Source organism: Roseibium algicola (assembly GCF_001999245.1).
GTDB classification, from domain to species: domain Bacteria; phylum Pseudomonadota; class Alphaproteobacteria; order Rhizobiales; family Stappiaceae; genus Roseibium; species Roseibium algicola.
In genome coordinates this window covers 871993-888072 of the sequence record NZ_CP019630.1, presented here as the reverse complement: position 1 = coordinate 888072, position 16080 = coordinate 871993, and the positions used below count along the sequence as shown (strand labels likewise).

General features: G+C 57.0%; 13 protein-coding genes and 1 pseudogene. 4 read left to right on the top strand and 10 right to left on the bottom strand.

Going from position 1 to position 16080, the window contains the following annotated elements; translation table 11 throughout:
• The first annotated feature begins 33 nt into the window (after window positions 1–33).
• The gene (locus B0E33_RS04220; RefSeq protein ID WP_077290512.1) at window positions 34–3447 is read left to right on the top strand and encodes a hybrid sensor histidine kinase/response regulator; all 3414 of its coding nucleotides are present in this window, start codon (window positions 34–36) and stop codon (window positions 3445–3447) included.
• A complete protein-coding gene (locus B0E33_RS04215) occupies window positions 3434–4363 on the top strand; it encodes a response regulator transcription factor (protein WP_077293140.1) in 930 nt (309 codons plus the stop codon). The genes B0E33_RS04220 and B0E33_RS04215 overlap by 14 nt, the downstream gene beginning before the upstream one ends.
• Window positions 4364–4632: 269 nt before the next feature.
• Here B0E33_RS04215 and B0E33_RS31080 read toward each other — a convergent pair whose 3' ends face one another.
• Window positions 4633–4983, bottom strand: a complete 351-nt coding sequence (locus tag B0E33_RS31080) for a patatin-like phospholipase family protein (protein ID WP_167579489.1) — start codon at window positions 4981–4983, stop codon at window positions 4633–4635.
• A gap of 147 nt (window positions 4984–5130) precedes the next feature.
• Here B0E33_RS31080 and B0E33_RS31075 point away from each other — a divergent pair, with 147 nt between their 5' ends.
• Window positions 5131–5484 carry a LysR substrate-binding domain-containing protein gene (locus tag B0E33_RS31075; protein WP_167579488.1) on the top strand — a complete coding sequence of 118 codons (354 nt, stop codon included), beginning with the start codon at window positions 5131–5133 and terminating at the stop codon, window positions 5482–5484.
• A gap of 268 nt (window positions 5485–5752) precedes the next feature.
• Here B0E33_RS31075 and B0E33_RS04205 read toward each other — a convergent pair whose 3' ends face one another.
• Together B0E33_RS04205 and B0E33_RS31615 are read right to left on the bottom strand one after the other, a co-directional pair.
• Window positions 5753–6433, bottom strand: coding sequence for a LysR substrate-binding domain-containing protein (locus tag B0E33_RS04205; RefSeq protein ID WP_228148056.1), 681 nt, complete (start codon window positions 6431–6433; stop codon window positions 5753–5755).
• A 66-nt stretch (window positions 6434–6499) separates the two neighbouring features.
• Window positions 6500–6634 (bottom strand): annotated as a pseudogene (locus B0E33_RS31615) (LysR family transcriptional regulator); the annotation flags it as partial.
• A 95-nt stretch (window positions 6635–6729) separates the two neighbouring features.
• Between B0E33_RS31615 and B0E33_RS04200 the strand changes: the two are divergent.
• Complete coding sequence (locus B0E33_RS04200; protein ID WP_077290509.1) at window positions 6730–7620, top strand: PhzF family phenazine biosynthesis protein; 891 nt, start codon at window positions 6730–6732, stop codon at window positions 7618–7620.
• Window positions 7621–7661: 41 nt separating this feature from the next.
• On the opposite strand, the gene B0E33_RS04195 is transcribed toward B0E33_RS04200, so the two are convergent.
• The 7 genes from B0E33_RS04195 to B0E33_RS04165 form a co-directional block, all read right to left on the bottom strand.
• A complete protein-coding gene (locus B0E33_RS04195; RefSeq protein WP_077290508.1) occupies window positions 7662–8453 on the bottom strand; it encodes a COG3904 family protein in 792 nt (263 codons plus the stop codon).
• A 6-nt stretch (window positions 8454–8459) separates the two neighbouring features.
• Window positions 8460–9764, bottom strand: a complete 1305-nt coding sequence (locus B0E33_RS04190; RefSeq protein ID WP_077290507.1) for a hypothetical protein — start codon at window positions 9762–9764, stop codon at window positions 8460–8462.
• Between the two features lie 943 nt (window positions 9765–10707).
• Window positions 10708–11772 (bottom strand): tyrosine-type recombinase/integrase, encoded by a 1065-nt coding sequence (locus tag B0E33_RS04185; protein ID WP_077290506.1) that lies wholly within the window; start codon window positions 11770–11772, stop codon window positions 10708–10710.
• A gap of 567 nt (window positions 11773–12339) precedes the next feature.
• Window positions 12340–13011: a helix-turn-helix domain-containing protein gene (locus B0E33_RS04180; protein ID WP_077290505.1), complete on the bottom strand. Its 672-nt coding sequence runs from the start codon at window positions 13009–13011 to the stop codon at window positions 12340–12342.
• 473 nt (window positions 13012–13484) lie between these two features.
• Window positions 13485–14015 (bottom strand): DUF6515 family protein, encoded by a 531-nt coding sequence (locus B0E33_RS04175; protein WP_077290504.1) that lies wholly within the window; start codon window positions 14013–14015, stop codon window positions 13485–13487.
• Window positions 14016–14034: 19 nt separating this feature from the next.
• Window positions 14035–14808, bottom strand: a complete 774-nt coding sequence (locus B0E33_RS04170) for a DUF2092 domain-containing protein (protein WP_077290503.1) — start codon at window positions 14806–14808, stop codon at window positions 14035–14037.
• 218 nt (window positions 14809–15026) lie between these two features.
• On the bottom strand, window positions 15027–16013 hold the full coding sequence (locus tag B0E33_RS04165; RefSeq protein ID WP_077290502.1) for an HAD family hydrolase: 987 nt from the start codon (window positions 16011–16013) through the stop codon (window positions 15027–15029).
• Between the last annotated feature and the right edge of the window lie 67 nt (window positions 16014–16080).

Sequence of the window (16080 nt, the reverse complement as noted above, 5' to 3'; positions counted from 1 at the left end):
CGCCGGTTCCGGCGGGCGGGATGGTGATGGGCAATGGGTAGTCATCAGCGGGTTGTGCGCCTGCGGAGAACATACAATCAGTGGGTCGCAAACCAGACCCTGGAGGACTTTGCGCTCCGTTTCACCGCCAAAAGCGCCCGCCGCTGGTCTCCGGTCTGGGTTGCCAACACCGCGCTGGGCGCAATTTCCTTCCTGGCCCTTGAGGCGATCGGGGCTGCCGTCACCTACAACTACGGTTTCACGAATGCCGTCTCGTCGATTGCCGTCGTCTGCCTGCTCATCTTCATTACCGGCCTTCCGATTGCCTACCATGCCGTGAAATACGGCGTGGATATCGACCTGCTCACCCGCGGAGCCGGGTTCGGTTATATCGGCTCGACAGTGACCTCGCTGATCTACGCAAGTTTCACTTTCATCTTCTTCGCCCTCGAGGCGGCCATCATGGCAACGGCGCTGGAGCTGTTCCTCGGTGTGCCGCTCAACATCGGCTACCTTCTGTGCACGCTTGTGGTCATTCCGCTGGTGATCTACGGCATCACCCTGATCAGCCGGCTGCAGATCTACACCCAGCCGCTCTGGATCGTGTTGCAGATCCTGCCGTTTGCTTTCCTGGCCTGGCAGGGCGTTGCCCCACTGGACGACTGGCAGAACTTCTCCGGCCGGCTAGGCGACGAGGGCGGCCAGTTCAGCCTCCTGCTTTTCGGTGCTTCAAGCGCCGTTCTGTTCTCGCTGATCGCACAGATCGGCGAACAGGTCGATTTCCTGCGCTTTTTGCCGCGTCAACGGCGCGGGCACAGGCTGAAATGGTGGTTCGCCCTTCTGGCGGCAGGTCCTGGCTGGATCCTTATCGGCGCGGTGAAACTGCTGCTGGGGTCGTTCCTGGTGGTTCTGGCCCTGCAGAGCGGCCTCAGTCCGGACAAGGCAATCGAACCGACGCACATGTATCTGGTCGCCTTCACCAAGGCCACGACGCCGGAGGTGGCAGTCGCCCTGACAGGGCTCTTCGTGATTGTCTGCCAGGTCAAGATCAACGTGACCAACTCCTACGCCGGCTCCATTGCCTGGTCGAACTTCTTCTCCCGTCTCACCCACAGCCACCCGGGCCGGGTGGTGTGGCTGGTCTTCAATGTGTCGATTGCACTCGCGCTCATGGAGCTTGGTGTCTACAAGGCGCTGGAACGCACGCTCGGTCTTTATTCCGTGGTTGCCGTTGCCTGGATCGGCGCGATCTTTGCCGATCTTGTCATCAACAAGCCGCTTGGGCTCAGCCCGAAACATATCGAGTTCAAGCGTGCCCATCTGTACGACATCAATCCGGTCGGCCTTGGCTCTATGGGCGCGGCAAGCCTGATCGCCCTCATTGCCTATTCCGGGGTGTTCGGCCAGACCGCTCATGCGCTGGCAAGCTACATTGCTCTGTTTACCGCCATTCTCCTTGCCCCGCTGATCGCCTACGCGACCGGCGGCAAATATTATATCGCCCGTGAACCGGTACGGGCTGTAACCCCCGACGGCGAACGTCCCCCCGACATTCAATGCTGTATTTGCGAGCATACGTTCGAGCATGAGGACATGGCGCATTGCCCGGTCTATTCGGGGCCGATCTGCTCGCTGTGCTGCTCTCTCGACGCGCGCTGCGAGGATGACTGCAAACAGGAAGCACGCATCGGCGACCAGGTCACTGTTCTGCTTCATTCGATCCTTCCTGACCGGATCGCCGGCTGGATGAGCTCCCGGATCGGGCTTTATTTCAGTGTCATGATCCTGATCACCGCTTCGCTCGGGGCGATCCTGTCGCTTGTCTATGTCGAGGCGGAAACCATTTCGCCGGGGGCGGGTAGCGAAGGGGTTGGCAGGGCGCTGACCCAGGTCTTCTTCATTCTGCTGGTCACCTCGGGTGTCATGGCCTGGCTGTTCGTTCTTGTCCACGAAAGCCGGAAATTCGCCAATGAGGAAACAAGGCGCCAGACCAGCCTTTTGATGAAGGAAATCCGCGCGCACAAACGCACCGACGCCAAGCTGCAGAAAGCCAAGGAAGCCGCGGAGGCCGCCAACGAAGCCAAGAGCCGTTATGTGGTCGGCATCAGCCACGAACTGCGTTCGCCGCTAAATGCGATCTCCGGCTACGCCCAGTTGATGCGCAAGGACCCGGCAATCCCCGCCCACAGACGAGACGCCGTGAAGGTGATCCAGCATTCGGCCGATCACCTGGCCGGGCTGATCGAGGGCCTGCTGGACATCTCCAAAATCGAGGCCGGGCATCTCACCATCTACCGGGAACGGTTCAACCTGCATGAATTCCTGGCACAGACCGTCGACATGTTCCGCCTTCAGACCGACGCCAAGGAATTGCGCTTTCTGTTCGAGCCTGCCGAAAACCTTCCGGTGTTCGTGTTCGGTGACGAGAAGCGCTTGCGGCAGGTGCTGATTAACCTGTTGTCGAACGCCATCAAATGGACAGACACAGGCAGCGTCAAACTGAAGGTGTCCTATCACAGCCAGGTTGCCGAATTTGCGGTGGTCGATACCGGCATCGGCATCGCTCCGGAAAATCTCGAGCGGATCTTCAATCCGTTCGAACGCATAGAGGAGGACGGCAAGGAAGCCGTTCCGGGGACGGGGCTCGGTCTGACGATCACCAAACTCCTGAGTGAGGTGATGGGCGGTGACATCCAGGTTTCAAGCACGGTTGGTGCCGGCAGCACGTTCAAGGTCCGCATGCTGCTGAGCGCCGCGGAAGCGCCGATCCAGGCGGGGCGGGCGGAAAAACGCATTCGCGGGTATCACGGTCCGATCCAGACGATCATGGTGGTGGATGACGATCCCGCCCAAAGGGCGCTGGTCAGGGATTTCCTGTCGCCGCTCGGTTTCAAGGTTCTTGCGGCTGCAAGCGGCCGCTCGTGTCTGGCGATGGTGCAGGACGAACGTCCCGATGCCTTTCTGCTCGACATAAGCATGCCGGGCATGAGTGGTTGGGACCTTGCCCGCAAGCTGCGGGAAAGCGGATTTGGCGATGCGGTCATCATCATGATTTCGGCCAATGCGGATGACAGTGGCCGGGACCCGGTGCACCGGATCTATCATGACGACTACCTGGTGAAGCCCGTGAGGCTGCAGGAATTGCAGGACAAGCTTCAGCTGGCATTGAAACTCGTCTGGCGCACGGACGACCCCGCGGCAGCACCGCCTGTAGAGGGCCTGCGATCGTCGGGCAGGGCGATATTCGAGAAGGCCTGCCTGCCGTCGGAGGAGAGCCTCGGGATTCTAAAACAGCTGAGCGACATCGGCTATGTGCGTGGAATTAAGGCAAAGCTCGACGACATCGAGGCGCATGAGCCGCATGCGGCGGACTTTGTCCATCACATGCGGCGTCTCATCAAGGAATTCGATCTCACCCAATACGACAAGCTTCTGGAAAGGCTCGGACATGATCATGAATGCTCCTAGTCAGGCCGAGACGGTGCTGCTGGTCGATGACACACCTTCTTCCCTGGGCATGCTTTCGGACGCCCTGGAGGAAGCCGGTTTCACCGTTCTGGTGGCTCAAAGCGGTCGAAAGGCGATAGAAATCGCAGCCCGCGTGATCCCCAATGCGATCCTCATGGATGCGATCATGCCCGAGCTCGACGGATTCGAAACCAGCAAGCGCCTGAAGGCGCTGGAAGACCTTCGGGATGTACCGGTTCTCTTCATGACCGGACTGAGCGAGACGGAACATATTGTCAGGGGCCTGGAATCAGGTGGCGTCGACTATGTCACCAAGCCAGTCAACCCGGACGAACTGATCGCCCGCCTGCGCGTGCATATTTCCAACGCCCGGAATTCGCGCAGCGCCCATGTCGCACTTGATGCATCCGGGCGTTACTTGATGTCGGTCGACCTGTCGGGCGCCCTATGCTGGGCGACACCGCAGGCCTCCGCGCTGCTTGGTACGGGCACGGCCGAGGACGCAGCGGCTGCCGGGCAGTTGCCGGAAGCTGCCGTCGACTGGCTGCGCCATTACCTGCTGCCACAGGGAAAGGCTGCCCAGAAGGAAGAGGACATTGTTGCCCGTATCAAGGGTCGGGAGTTGCGGTTCACTTATGCCGGCAACATCAGTGCGGGTGAGCATCTGCTGCGTGTGTCGGATGTCTCGGACAGCGTGCCTTCCGAAATCCTGAAGGATGCCTTCGACCTCACGGAACGCGAAGCCGAAGTCCTGATCTGGATTGCCAACGGAAAGTCCAACAAGGAAATCGCCTCCATTCTGGACATGAGCCCACGCACGGTAAACAAGCATCTGGACCGGATCTTCGGCAAGCTGGGCGTTGAAAACCGAACCTCGGCCGCGGTCGTTTCACTGAGACGTATCCTGGAAGGCTGATCTCGACGCACAAGAAAGTCTTGCTGGAAGAAGCGCCGCGTCGCTTGTTACCTGGTGTCTGGCGGTGGAACTCACTTGCGTCTCTCAACAGATCGACGCTCGAGACCCTCATCCGGACAAAGGCTGGATGAACTTCAATAGGCACGGGCGAGCGACTCTCGATATCGTCGCTCCAGATCATTCTGAAATCCCTGCGGCATGATAAATAGACTTACACTATCCCGAAGCTTTTTCCTGTTCTCCGGGGCTCGTTTCCGTATGGAAACGGTTCAGCTCAATCGCGCTCTCGCGGCATCCTGACCGACCTGGGCGATGGTATGAGCCTGGCCATAGCCGATAAGGGGGAAGCGACCCACCGGAGGTTCAATCAAGAGGTCTGCCATCGCCTTGGTTTGATCCCGGTGGGCGATGCCGCCGACAATGCCGGCACGCACCAGGATTTCAGGCAGGGTTGGCAGCTTCTCCGTTCGGCGCGAAAACAGGCGTGTCAAAACATCAAGCGGGCCGAACCGTTCCAGGGAGACATCGACGACCAGATCTTCGCGGGGATTGACGTCGACCACGATCACCTGGCCCGACCCGACGCGGTCCCGCATCGCGTCGACCGGGACGTTGTTCAAAATCGCTCCATCTACCAGCAAATGCCCCTGTTTCAAGGTTGGTGGAAAAATGCCGGCCGGAGAGTTGCTCGCGCGCACTGCGAAATGGAGAGGGCCACTGTCCAGCACCTCGGTGGTTGCCTGGGTAAGGTCGCAGGCGACGGCGATTTGGCAAAGGCGACTTTATTGCATGTCGAGGCTGAGGATGAATGCTGGCCGAGGTGGGATCAATATTTCGAAGCTATGGGCCTTTCCGGAAGCGGGCAGGGCAACCGGACGTTCAGCAACTACGTTCAGGCCACCCAGGCTGCGATTGCCGGGATGGGAGTGATGCTGGGATGGGTTTCAAATTCAAGCGACCTGCTGCGGCAGGGGCAGCTCGCGGTGTTCCGGAACCAACCGCTGTTTCCAGATGGCGCATTCCATCTGGTTCGACCGAAACACAAGGATGAGAAAGCAGAAGCAACGACGCTGGCGCGACATCTCCACCGCTGCGTCGCCGACGTCTCTTCCGGCAAATAACGCTTGTTGCTCTGACCAAGCCAGCTTCAGGGTGGCCATCGGAAAGCTGACGACAGTCCCTGGACAGTCTCTGTCAGCCGACGCGTTTTTTGCCAATGCAAGTGCCAGTCAGCAAAGTGGACATTCTTGTCGTTGCCTCTCCGAACAGTGGTCTTGAGACATGAGGCGCGCCATGACCGCATCCGGAATGGTGTCCTGCGCGTTTTTGCTGATCGGCACTGCACATTGAGATCAGTGACATTTTCAGTTTGTCGAAATGCCTGCTGCCTCAGGCAGCCGCTGCGCAGGTTTGGTGCAGCCAGGCACGAAATTTCCTGACTTGAGGCCGGCGCCATCTCGACGCTGTCGATACAGCCCAGTATCCGAGATTTGCATCCCATCTCGGAATGTCTGGTCTCACCAGAATGCCGGAGGCAACGGCGTCACGCGTCAGAACGGGCCAAGCCAGCCACAGGCCCTGACCGGAAACAGCAGCCTCGTACGATAGTGACGCGTCAGGCACGCGGACCACCGGGTGTCGCGAAGGATCGAGATGCTTGCGGCCTACACTGGAAGACCACTGGGTCCAGGAAACAAGGCTTTGCTCATCAACTATGAGCGGAACCTTGGAGGCTGTTGCCTGGGTCAGGAGTGCTTTGCTGAGGCCAAGAGTGCAGACGAGTTCGATCGACTGGTCGACGATCTTTTCGGTTTTCACATCCGGCCACTCGCCTTTGCCAAATCTGATGGCTATGTCGATGCCTTCCCGATCGAAATCGACCAGTCGGCTGGTGGTGACGAGCCTAATCTCTGTATCCGGATGTTCCGCGTTCCAGTTCACCAGGCGCGGCACCAGAAAACGCGCGGCAAAAGCGAGACCGCACGAAACGGTAAGCAAGGGTCGAGGCTTGGCGCTTATCTCGGCCAACCCGTCCGAAATCACCTGAAACCCTTCCGTGAGTTTTGGCAAAAGCAACCTGCCTTTAGCGGTGGGGACCAAGCCCGTATCCGTCCTGTCGAACAGCGTTACCTCGAGTTGCGCCTCAAGCAGACGTAGTTGGTGGCTCACCGCACTTGGCGTCACGTTGAGGCTGGATGCCGCCCGCGACAAACTGCCTAAACGGCCTACAGCTTCCGCTGCTTGCAGTGATTTTAGAGACGGTTGTGGCATCTGATGTACAATTTTTCTCAATACTGTTGAAATAGATTAGATTGCTAAATCCTGCGTGTTCAAGTGAATTCTTCGCGAAACAGCGAGGAACTCAAATGAATATAACGAATAAAATTCAACAGTATGCGATCGTTGATGTGTTTGCCGAGAGGCCGCTGCGCGGCAATCCTCTTGCTGTGGTTCCAGACGCGGATGACCTGGACGAGCACACGATGCGCGCGATCGCCGTCGAATTCAATTTATCGGAGACATCATTTGTCTTGACGCCTACAGAGGCTTCTGCGGACTTTCGAATTAGATCGTTCACGCCGACCGGAGACGAAGTGTTTGGTGTCGGCCATAACGCGCTAGGTGTCTGGTGGTGGTTGGCAGAAACGGGCCAACTAGGTGAACGCACCTCGTTTGTTCAGCAACTGGGGGACGAGCTTCTTCCAGTTTCGATCGGACGGGAAAATGGACGGGCAACTGTCTCCCTGGCTCAGGCCATGCCGCGCCATATTGGCGATGTCGGGGACTTGCAGGCGCTTGCCGAAGCACTGGGGCTCGACAAGAGCGAACCGGCCCTCGGGCCGCAGGAAGCGGTTGTGGTCTCCACGGGTGCGGCGCATATGCTCGTCAGGCTCGTTTCCCGCGACGAAGTTGACCGCGCGGAGCCTGACGCCTCCATGCTTCTTCCGTTGTTGGAGCGTGCCGGTGCGCAAGGATGTTATGTTTTCACGACATCTGGTGAACAGAGAGGGGAAGCCTATGCTCGCTTCTTCAATCCAACGGTAGGCATTCGGGAAGACCCGGCAACAGGAAGCGCCGCAGGCCCACTGGGGTGGCTATTGGCCAACCGCAGCGGTGCTGGAGGACAAGAAACGTTCACGGTCGTACAGGGAGTTTCCATGGGTAGGGAAAGCCATATTCGGCTTCTCGTGCGCCCCGACGCTGTTGAGCTGACCGGTTCCGCTGTGCTCACTGCAACGGGCCAATTGCATCTGTAGCTTTTGGAGCGGGCTCAGACCCGACCTCTGCTGAACGGCGCTCAGTCCAGGATTTCCGTCGCGAGCCGGGTGCCGAGAAGCTCATCTTCAACCAGGATGTAGATTTCCTTGGGGGGTGTATTGAGAGAATGGACCATCAGGCCTGGATCGATACCCATCTCGATCAGGTATTCCATCGTTTCCCCCTGGCCGTACTGAATCTCTTCCACCGCCAGGAAAACAGGCATGTAGCCGGGGGTGTCATAGTAGTGCTGATGCATGCCTACGGCAGCATCCTTGGAGGCTGAACGATTGACACCGGCTGCAAAAATGTAAGGACACGACGAAAGGCACACCAGACCAGGCAGCATGGTGGTATCCAGCTCAGCTGCGCGCAGGCTACGACCAATTTCAAATGCCTCACTCACATTGCCTCCGGGGCTATGGAGTGAAACCACTTTGGGGGCTTCTTCCAGGCTGGCCAGGAAGCTCGTAAAGCGTTCGGCGTCTCCAGATGAGATCCGGCCCTTCAGGAAAATCGCTTCTCCCAATTCGCCCCTGTCGATCACTTCAAACTGAAGCCTGGGAGGCATGTCACCCGGAATTTTGAAAGTCGACGGGGCAGGTGTCCGCATGAAGTCGGGAAAGCTACGAGATGGATCGTAGTGTCTCACCTGATCGCCGGGTGTCGTGGGTCCGGACGGCAGTGCATCGTTGCCGCCACCCCCCGGGGTCCATTGAGCCTGCAGATGCGAGAGCACCAACAAGGCTGCCAGGATCGCCTGGGCGACCAAAACCCACTTCAGGCTGCGCTGGATGGTTATCCGCGACGTATCAAGGCGCTCGGAAAACACGTCGTGCTACTCCGCGGCATTCAGGTTTGCGGGCTCGGAAGTTTCCGCATTTGCGACACGGCGCAAGACTTCCTTGTCTGCCGCCCCCATCGAAGCCTCAACATCCTTCATCGCATTGATTGCTGCCTTGAGGTCTGCGAGCGTCAGGGTTTCCTCGATGCTTAGCCCATCCCGGCCGCTACGGATCGATGCCTGGGTGATTGCGACCACAAAGACCAGAACGGCGGGCAGGAGGTCGATCGCGATAGCACCAGCCCATGAGGGGACAAAGTTGCCTGCGTACCTGATCACAGCGTCGGCGCTTGAGATCGGATTATAGGCCGTCTCTTGTGGTGGCTCCAACGCCAGCACTTCATCGGCTGCGCGCCGCAGGGTCTGGCTGCGTTGGTCGAGGGCGTTCAACACGGATGCGATGGTGCTTGATTGAGCGTCTCGAACGCTGCTGTTTCGGCCGTCAAGTTCGGGAAGAACAACAGATGCAGGCAGGTCCTCGGCTGCTCGAGCGACGAGCGGTGCAACGGAGTACTGGTTCAGGTTTGCAATAACGCCGGCAAGACGCACGCTTTCCTCCGAAAACGCGACCGACCTTTGTTCAACCGGGCCGGGGGCAACCGTCAGGGCTCGCATGCGCCCAAGGATTTCGTTGCCCCGGGCAAAGGCAGAGTCGATCAGTGGCCTTTGTTCTGAAATCTGCTCCTCAAGGTTCTGGAGCTCTTCTGTTTTTTGCGTCAGAACTCGAAAGACTGCGCCTTCACCCGCTGTGCCTGAGAGCTCGCCGGAGCGTTCCTGTTGGGCGAGTGCTTCGAATGCTTCCTTGGCGCGTTGAACCTCGCGCCCGAGAGCCTGGCCCGAAAGGGCGATCTCATGTGCCTGCTCCAAAGCCGCCTGGTAGTCACGGACTGTCGTATCCAGGTGTTGTTCGACAGCCGCCGATCCCGCAAGCGCAGCCGCGTTGAGCCAGCTCGACATGGCAATGATTGCAGCCGACCCCACAAGCATTGAAACCGAAAGTCCGATGAAACCCGCCGCACTGCGCATCGCAGGCATGAGCCGAAGCATGTAGCTCCAGAATACGAAAATCCCGACTGACACGGCGACGGAATAGGCCACCGCCGCGAAGAAACTCATCGCACCCGTATCCTCCAGCAGAGAGGACACACCCAGGTAGGTGTAGATACCGGAAGCGATTGCCAGAACGCCGAGCGCCGCAGGTGTGAAGGTTTCAAGCCAAGCAAGATGAGCTTCAAGCTCCTTGGCAGTGCGAAGGCCTTTTGCTTCCGCAGCAGTCAATTTGGTCTGGCTTTCATTCATGGCATTTCCTCACAAGCTCGCAAGCAGCTTAGCTAGGGCTTTACCCCATAAAACCAAGCATTGCGGCGTTATTCCGGCAATGGAACGTAAGGAAGAACCTTGAAGGCCCATGCGCCGTCGAGTTACTGAAAACAGTCTTCAGATTGGTTTTTGATGAGCGCTTGGAATACACCCGAAACGAGGACTGTAGAACGCCAGAAATTGCCTTACCATTCAGGGTGTTAGCGTCTTTTGCGGGAAGAAATGTGAAATGGTGCTGCCGGAGAGATTTGAACTCTCGACCTCTCCCTTACCAAAAGCGTGGTCTGATTGCAGAAACCGTAATACGTTCAATTGCTTCCCGGTTTCGCGTCGTTGCAGCTGTTTGGGTTTTGTAAATGAGCGTAAAGTTAGGCGTCGGTCCGCAGCATGAACAAACCGAGAAAACTTTGTCTCACCGTATCAAATTAGGTTCTGACCGAGCTTTTGGTACTTCATGCTGAGGTGCTCTGCCAAGAGGCGAGGCGGTCAGTCATAGCCGATCCCTTGAAGACTTCCCGCCCGAAAAGACAGTTCTGTCAATTGTGGTGCCGAAACTGCTTGATGCCGTCGGTCTCGCTTTCTAAAGAGACCAAAAAAACGGCAGACCAGTTATTATTGAATGCCCACGCAAAGCCACAACAAGTTCTATAGCAGCTGAACCAATCTGTTCCACTCATTGCCGCAAAGCAGTGGGCAGAATGCGTGAAAGAAAAATGGGGCTAGTTGGTAGTCTGCCACGCAAGGATCGCCGCTCTAGGCATAACCATTTCAGCGCTTTGGACATGTTGCATCTTTTAAAGCCGGTAAGCCTCTTCGTCATGGCTGCCAGAAGGTTGGAAAAGTACCGAAACCCGAAAATAGGCGCATGGAGCGTTTCGCGTTTACAGAATGGACCCTTTCATTTTTGAGCGAAGGGGCCGGATCACTTGCGCTTGGCGGATTTTCCTGGTTTGAGCGGCTCGGAAAACGCCTCTGGCTTGCCTCGTCGGAAAGCCTCATGCACGGATGCTGTGTTCTTGGTTGAATGGGTATAAGTGTCCAGCAGGATCTTTGGACTGGACCATCTACCCATGTCAGCAGCAGTACGCGGGTCCACGCCCTGGCGGACGACAAGCTCGGTTCCGAATCCGTGACGTCCTGCAGCATGGGGCGGAATATAATCGATCCCAGCATTTTGGCAGGCAGTTTTCCAAGCCTTGTATACGCCCCAACGCTGCTGGTAGCCGAAAACACGGTCATTGCGCGGCGGCAGATTTGCCAGTTCCACGACAAGCTCGGTCATGAGGCTGACCCATTGCTCTTGGTGCCCCTTTGCCGCCGGCATGAGCAATCGATGGTTCTGCAGATCAAGGTGTTCTGGTTCAATCTCTATTGCCTGGGAAATACGGGCGCCCGTCGTGAACATAAAAAAGGCAAGTGCGCCCTGGTATCGGTTGGCGTGGGAGCGGAAGGCTGTCAGCCATTCCCAGGACCCGGGAGTTTTTTCGCCCCGGCTTTGCTTTCCACGCTTCTCATCCTGTATCTGCCGCTCCAGTGCATTATAGGCCTTGACCCGGATAAGAGGTGTCCCTTTTTCCTGATGGGCATTGTTGATGACGGCGCAGACGGGAGTCACAACCTGACGACGCCACGTATCGCAAGCAGCGAGGGGATAGAGTTTTCTGCCCAAATCGCGCACCAGCTTTGGAGTGATGTCCGTGAGGCGCATTGGGCCAAGAAACGGAATGATTTTCAGCAGGTAGCCGGCATCCGCCGGCTTTGCGTCATAGAGCATCACCGCGTCTGCAAAGGTCAGCTCGTCTGCTTCCGAAGGCGCATCTGATCCAAGGAGCGCACGTTGTTGCGCTTTCCTCTCAATTTCCCTGAGCTTTGTTTTTGCGACCGCCGGGTCAAATGTTCCAAGGCTTCGGTTGATGTAGCCGTCAATGCCATCGGTGCGGCCCCTGAGCCACCATTTTCGGCCACGCTTATAGAGTTCGAGCGGCATGTAGTTTCCTCAAATATCCGGTCAATATGTTCTGGTTTGAGCAAAAGAGCCTTGCCAAGGCTGCAAAAGGCACCGATTTGCCGTGCTCTTTCCTTCAGCGAGCGTTCGGAAATCTCGATCCCGAATTCAGAGAAAGTTTGCACCCACTGACCCGGTGTCTTTCCAGTTTCAAGGATCTTGGGAATTGTCGTCATGAATGTCCGATCTCGATGCGGATTTTGAAATCTCAATTTCCATTAATCAGATAATTCCAGAGATAGGAATTAAAATCCAATTTTAGGTTGACCGCAATCCACAATCCCGATAGCCGTGGATTATCGCGGCGACGGGGTGCAACTCCCTGCTGGATGAAAGCTGCGGGCGCGGGGGTCGTAAGTCCTAAGGTGCCGCCAGAAACAGAGGACGGGTTAACCGAGAGGTTTCCTGGCGATTGTGTCCCATCCCGGCTCGGGCCAGCAGACACGCCAGAGGCTCCCCTGCCTTCTATGGTTTTCCATAGGGGGTAGGGGGGCCTTTGGCTTTTGGAACCCTCCCTCTCAAACCTGCAGAGAATTATTGGAATTTAATTCAAGGTAAGAGACGTAGGACAGAGAGAGCCTTTGCAACGATCCTCACTTGAGTAACTTCTTCATCCCCCTCGTTGAAGACGATTGGGTCCTGAAATCGTGGGTCGTTGGATTCCGGGTGAAGTTGCAATCCGTCGGCTGATTGAACGAGACGTTTCGCTGTTCGCTCAATTGTCTGTCCACCGTCACGTGTGCGTTCAACGACAACAAGGTCCCCTGACTGCAATTCGATGCCTGCCTGCGCGTAATTGAGGCAAAGGATCAGGTCGCCATCACGCGCGACACGGTTCAAACTTTCGCCCTTGATGGTAAGAAGGTACTGCAATTCCGTCGGGTATCTGCTATCGCCCAGAACAGTCGATCTTGCGCCCCGCTCCCCTTCAAACAAGTCTGCTTCCATCCACAGACCAGCAGCGACTTCGCCACAGATAGGGACTGTCGTGCCGTTGCGCTTTATCGCGGCCATTTCGATCAAATCGCCGAACAAAAGAGCGCCTTCAGTAGTGCCGAGAGCATTCGCGATTTTTGCAAGCGTGTCACCGCGCGGGTGATCGACCTCGCCACGCTCATATTTGTTCAGATTGTCGTAGCTGACACCGGCAGCGCGTGCGAGTGCAGCTCTAGAGTAACCGAGCAGTTTGCGTCTTTTGATGATCCGTTCGTGCCAAGACATGTCGGGTTGTTAGGTCGTTTGTTCTCGAATTGATTAGGCCGAAACACCCAATTCGATCAGACTAGCCGAGTCGGTGGGCGGACCCATAAATAGATTGTCCTTTTGCCGCTGCAAAGCAGTGTGTGAAATTGAGCGTTTCGTAGGTTGGGGGTATCTGGCTAGCGGAAATGCTAAAATACGAACTGAGCCATCGCCTTTGCGGTATTGAGAAACTATGTTTTGACAGATGCCTATCTGATCTGGTCGAGAGACTCTGGTTTCACTGAGCGTTTATGTTGATCGGCGTAAACATCGGTGTCCGCTTCGCGTCCCCGGTTCAGACTCTTGAGTTTTCAGTCGTGTTTTTCGAAAGCTGCGATTCGCCTCACTCGCGGGAATAGTTCGAAATTTGCCGGAAAGACCGAAAACATTTTTCTATTCGCCAACGTTGGTAGCCGGACTTCAATTTTCCGCCGATCAAAGTCGTCAATGGACTACCTCGGTGGGTTTACCACGATGTAGTTGACTGTCGTGCCTTGGTATTGCGGCGCGTACCAGACGTCTCCGCACTGTTGGTAGGCGATGCCGTCTATTTCTACCTGGGAACAGCCAGACGGTATCGAGGCGACGATCGTTCCGACTGCGACAGCGGTCGCGGTAATGGCGGCTGCCGCAGCGACCGGATGGTAGTCGCGATCGTAGTAGCGGCCATCGACATTGATGTTGGTGTTCCGGTTGACGTTCACATCGACATCGTTGCGGTTCACAACCGTGTTGTTCCGTTTCACCACGTTGTTATTGACCTTGTGGTGGACACCGCCACCACCCCCACCAGGCCGGTTCGCCCCGGCGTGATGATTTCCACTTGGACGCTTGTTGACTGTGTGGCGTCCACCGCCACCCCCGCCGCCACGGTGACCGCCTCCTCGGGCTTCTGCCTGTTCGGTGCTTGCAAGATGAACTGTTACCGGAGCGAAGCCATAAATCAGGGCTGCCGACAGGACTGACATCAGGAATGTGCGCATGATCTGTACTCCTCCTGGATTATTGATCAACCGCGTCCGCGGTGTAGATCCGGATCTTCTTGGCGGCCGCCGGTGGGACGAAACTGAATAAGGTCGGATCGAAGGTTGCTTCCGGCTTCAGTTCGATAATCGCTGAATATTGAGGTTTTGCGGGCTGAGACAGGTCGACGATCACCAGCTTGCAGGGAAGTTTCCGGTCTCCCTGGGAGATCCATATCTGCCAGCTCACATCCTCCTGCGAAAAGACATACTGATCGCAGAGGCGGTCACCGATATTCGCCGGTCCGATCAATGTCGCCGCATTAACATCGGCGAGGTCGTCTTCGTCTGTTCCCCAAAAGAACAGGTCGGCCAGCGGAAGCTGAAGATCATGTTTCTCCGCTGCCGTTTGAATCGTTTCGAGGATGGTCGCGGGCGCTTCGAACTCGGCATAGTAGCCGAGCGTTTCGCCGAAGATCGTCACCTTCTGCCCGTCGTAGGTGATGCTTCGATGAAGGTCTGCGCCTTCGATTACAGCGTGAAGGCCGTCCGGAACTCGCGCGGAGATCGTGACCTCCTCGTTTCTCTGGACGAGGACGTCGTCGTCGATCACGTCGTCATAAGAAACGTCCGCGTGGATCTCGAAGCTCTTGAGGGTACGCAACTGCGCGCCCATTTCGGCAACCGCGTCGATGGCCGTCTGCATTGCCTCGTCAGCGGCACTGTCCGCCGCTATAGCGACCGGCGGCAGCCCAGTCGTGACCAAAAAGCCGGTTAATGCAAGGACAGAGGCATTCGTTCCAAAAGTGGTCATCTTTCCTCCAACAAGTCGTATTGCTTTGAACGAAACAGGGAGTACCCACTGGACCAGGATTGCCCGCAGGCTACGGTGTTAACAGCGATCGCAGGAACAGGAACGTGACAATGACAGGAGGTTCGGATCCTTCAGGTAGGGTGAACTGGTTACGCTTCTAAGAAGAAATTGAGACAAGTCCCGGAACCTGAAAATGGTACGATGAAGGTATACTTCTCCTACCTCTTTTCCAGCTCCCAGGGGAAAACGGTTCGCCAGTCGGCTTTCATGTCTATCACTAGCCAGCCACGTTGTTTGGCCTCCACCAACGCCTTGTCCAGCCCTCCAACCTTGGAACCCTTGTCGTAGGCCCATTCCCGGTCCGCGTCCGTGTGGTGCAGCAAAATGGCAAGAGCGTTGCGGTCACCGCGGGTGGCGTACTGCATCATCTGAAGGTCGCCGTCGGAGTTGCCGGAGGCGATGACAGGGCGCCGGCCGATGTGTTGATTGATAGCGACCGGTTTGCCTTCCTTGTCATCAATGAAGAAGAGTTCCGGGCTCTTCACCGTTTCCGCAGTATCGTCTGACACTTCGAAAGTTGCCTTGATGCTTGAGCCCACAACCTGTTCCGGAGGAATGCCGTAGGCTCTTTCGGAGAAGACGCGAATGAAATCGATACCCCCTCCGGAGACAATGTAAGTCTTGTAATCCCTATCCCTCAGATAGGTGAGCAGTTCCAGCATGGGCTGATAGACCATCTCATCGTAGCGGCGGCCGGTCTCGGGATGTTTCGTGGTCTCCAGCCAAGTCTCGACCTCGTCCTTGAATTCGTCGGTCGTCATGCCGGAGTGGGAAACCGCCATGACCTCAAGCAACCCCTTGTGACCGTCGGCTAGCAAGGTCTGCATGTCTCCGTCAGCCGCAGCCTTCATACCGGCACTTTTTTCAGCCAAGGACGGGTCTGCCGCGACCATCGCCTTGGCCTTGTCCAGTGCATAGATCAGCTGGAAATAGACAGGCTGTTCCGCCCAGAGATTGCCATCATTGTCGAACGTCGCGATCCGGGCGGCCGGATCGACGTAACGGTCGCTTCCAGGCATTGTCGTTGCCTGGACGAAATCCAGGATTGCAGCCTTGGTTTCCGTATCGTTCCAGGAGGGAAGAGGGTCTGCGAGCGACCATGACGGCAACAGGACCAGAGCGATCGCGACAACTATGCTGCGCATGGCAAACCTCACGCATTGATGCGGGATTGGCCCGCGAGGAGTGTGCTCCGCGCGGGCAAGTGTTTCA

What these genes read in the sequence shown, in the direction of transcription:
- B0E33_RS04190 (WP_077290507.1), bottom strand. Translation starts at nt 9,764, where the DNA reads ATGAATGAAAGCCAGACCAAATTGACTGCTGCGGAAGCAAAAGGCCTT.
- B0E33_RS04215 (WP_077293140.1), top strand. Translation starts at nt 3,434, where the DNA reads ATGAATGCTCCTAGTCAGGCCGAGACGGTGCTGCTGGTCGATGACACA.
- B0E33_RS04170 (WP_077290503.1), bottom strand. Translation starts at nt 14,808, where the DNA reads ATGACCACTTTTGGAACGAATGCCTCTGTCCTTGCATTAACCGGCTTT.
- B0E33_RS04200 (WP_077290509.1), top strand. Translation starts at nt 6,730, where the DNA reads ATGAATATAACGAATAAAATTCAACAGTATGCGATCGTTGATGTGTTT.
- B0E33_RS04185 (WP_077290506.1), bottom strand. Translation starts at nt 11,772, where the DNA reads ATGCCGCTCGAACTCTATAAGCGTGGCCGAAAATGGTGGCTCAGGGGC.
- B0E33_RS04220 (WP_077290512.1), top strand. Translation starts at nt 34, where the DNA reads ATGGGTAGTCATCAGCGGGTTGTGCGCCTGCGGAGAACATACAATCAG.
- B0E33_RS04165 (WP_077290502.1), bottom strand. Translation starts at nt 16,013, where the DNA reads ATGCGCAGCATAGTTGTCGCGATCGCTCTGGTCCTGTTGCCGTCATGG.
- B0E33_RS04175 (WP_077290504.1), bottom strand. Translation starts at nt 14,015, where the DNA reads ATGCGCACATTCCTGATGTCAGTCCTGTCGGCAGCCCTGATTTATGGC.
- B0E33_RS04180 (WP_077290505.1), bottom strand. Translation starts at nt 13,011, where the DNA reads ATGTCTTGGCACGAACGGATCATCAAAAGACGCAAACTGCTCGGTTAC.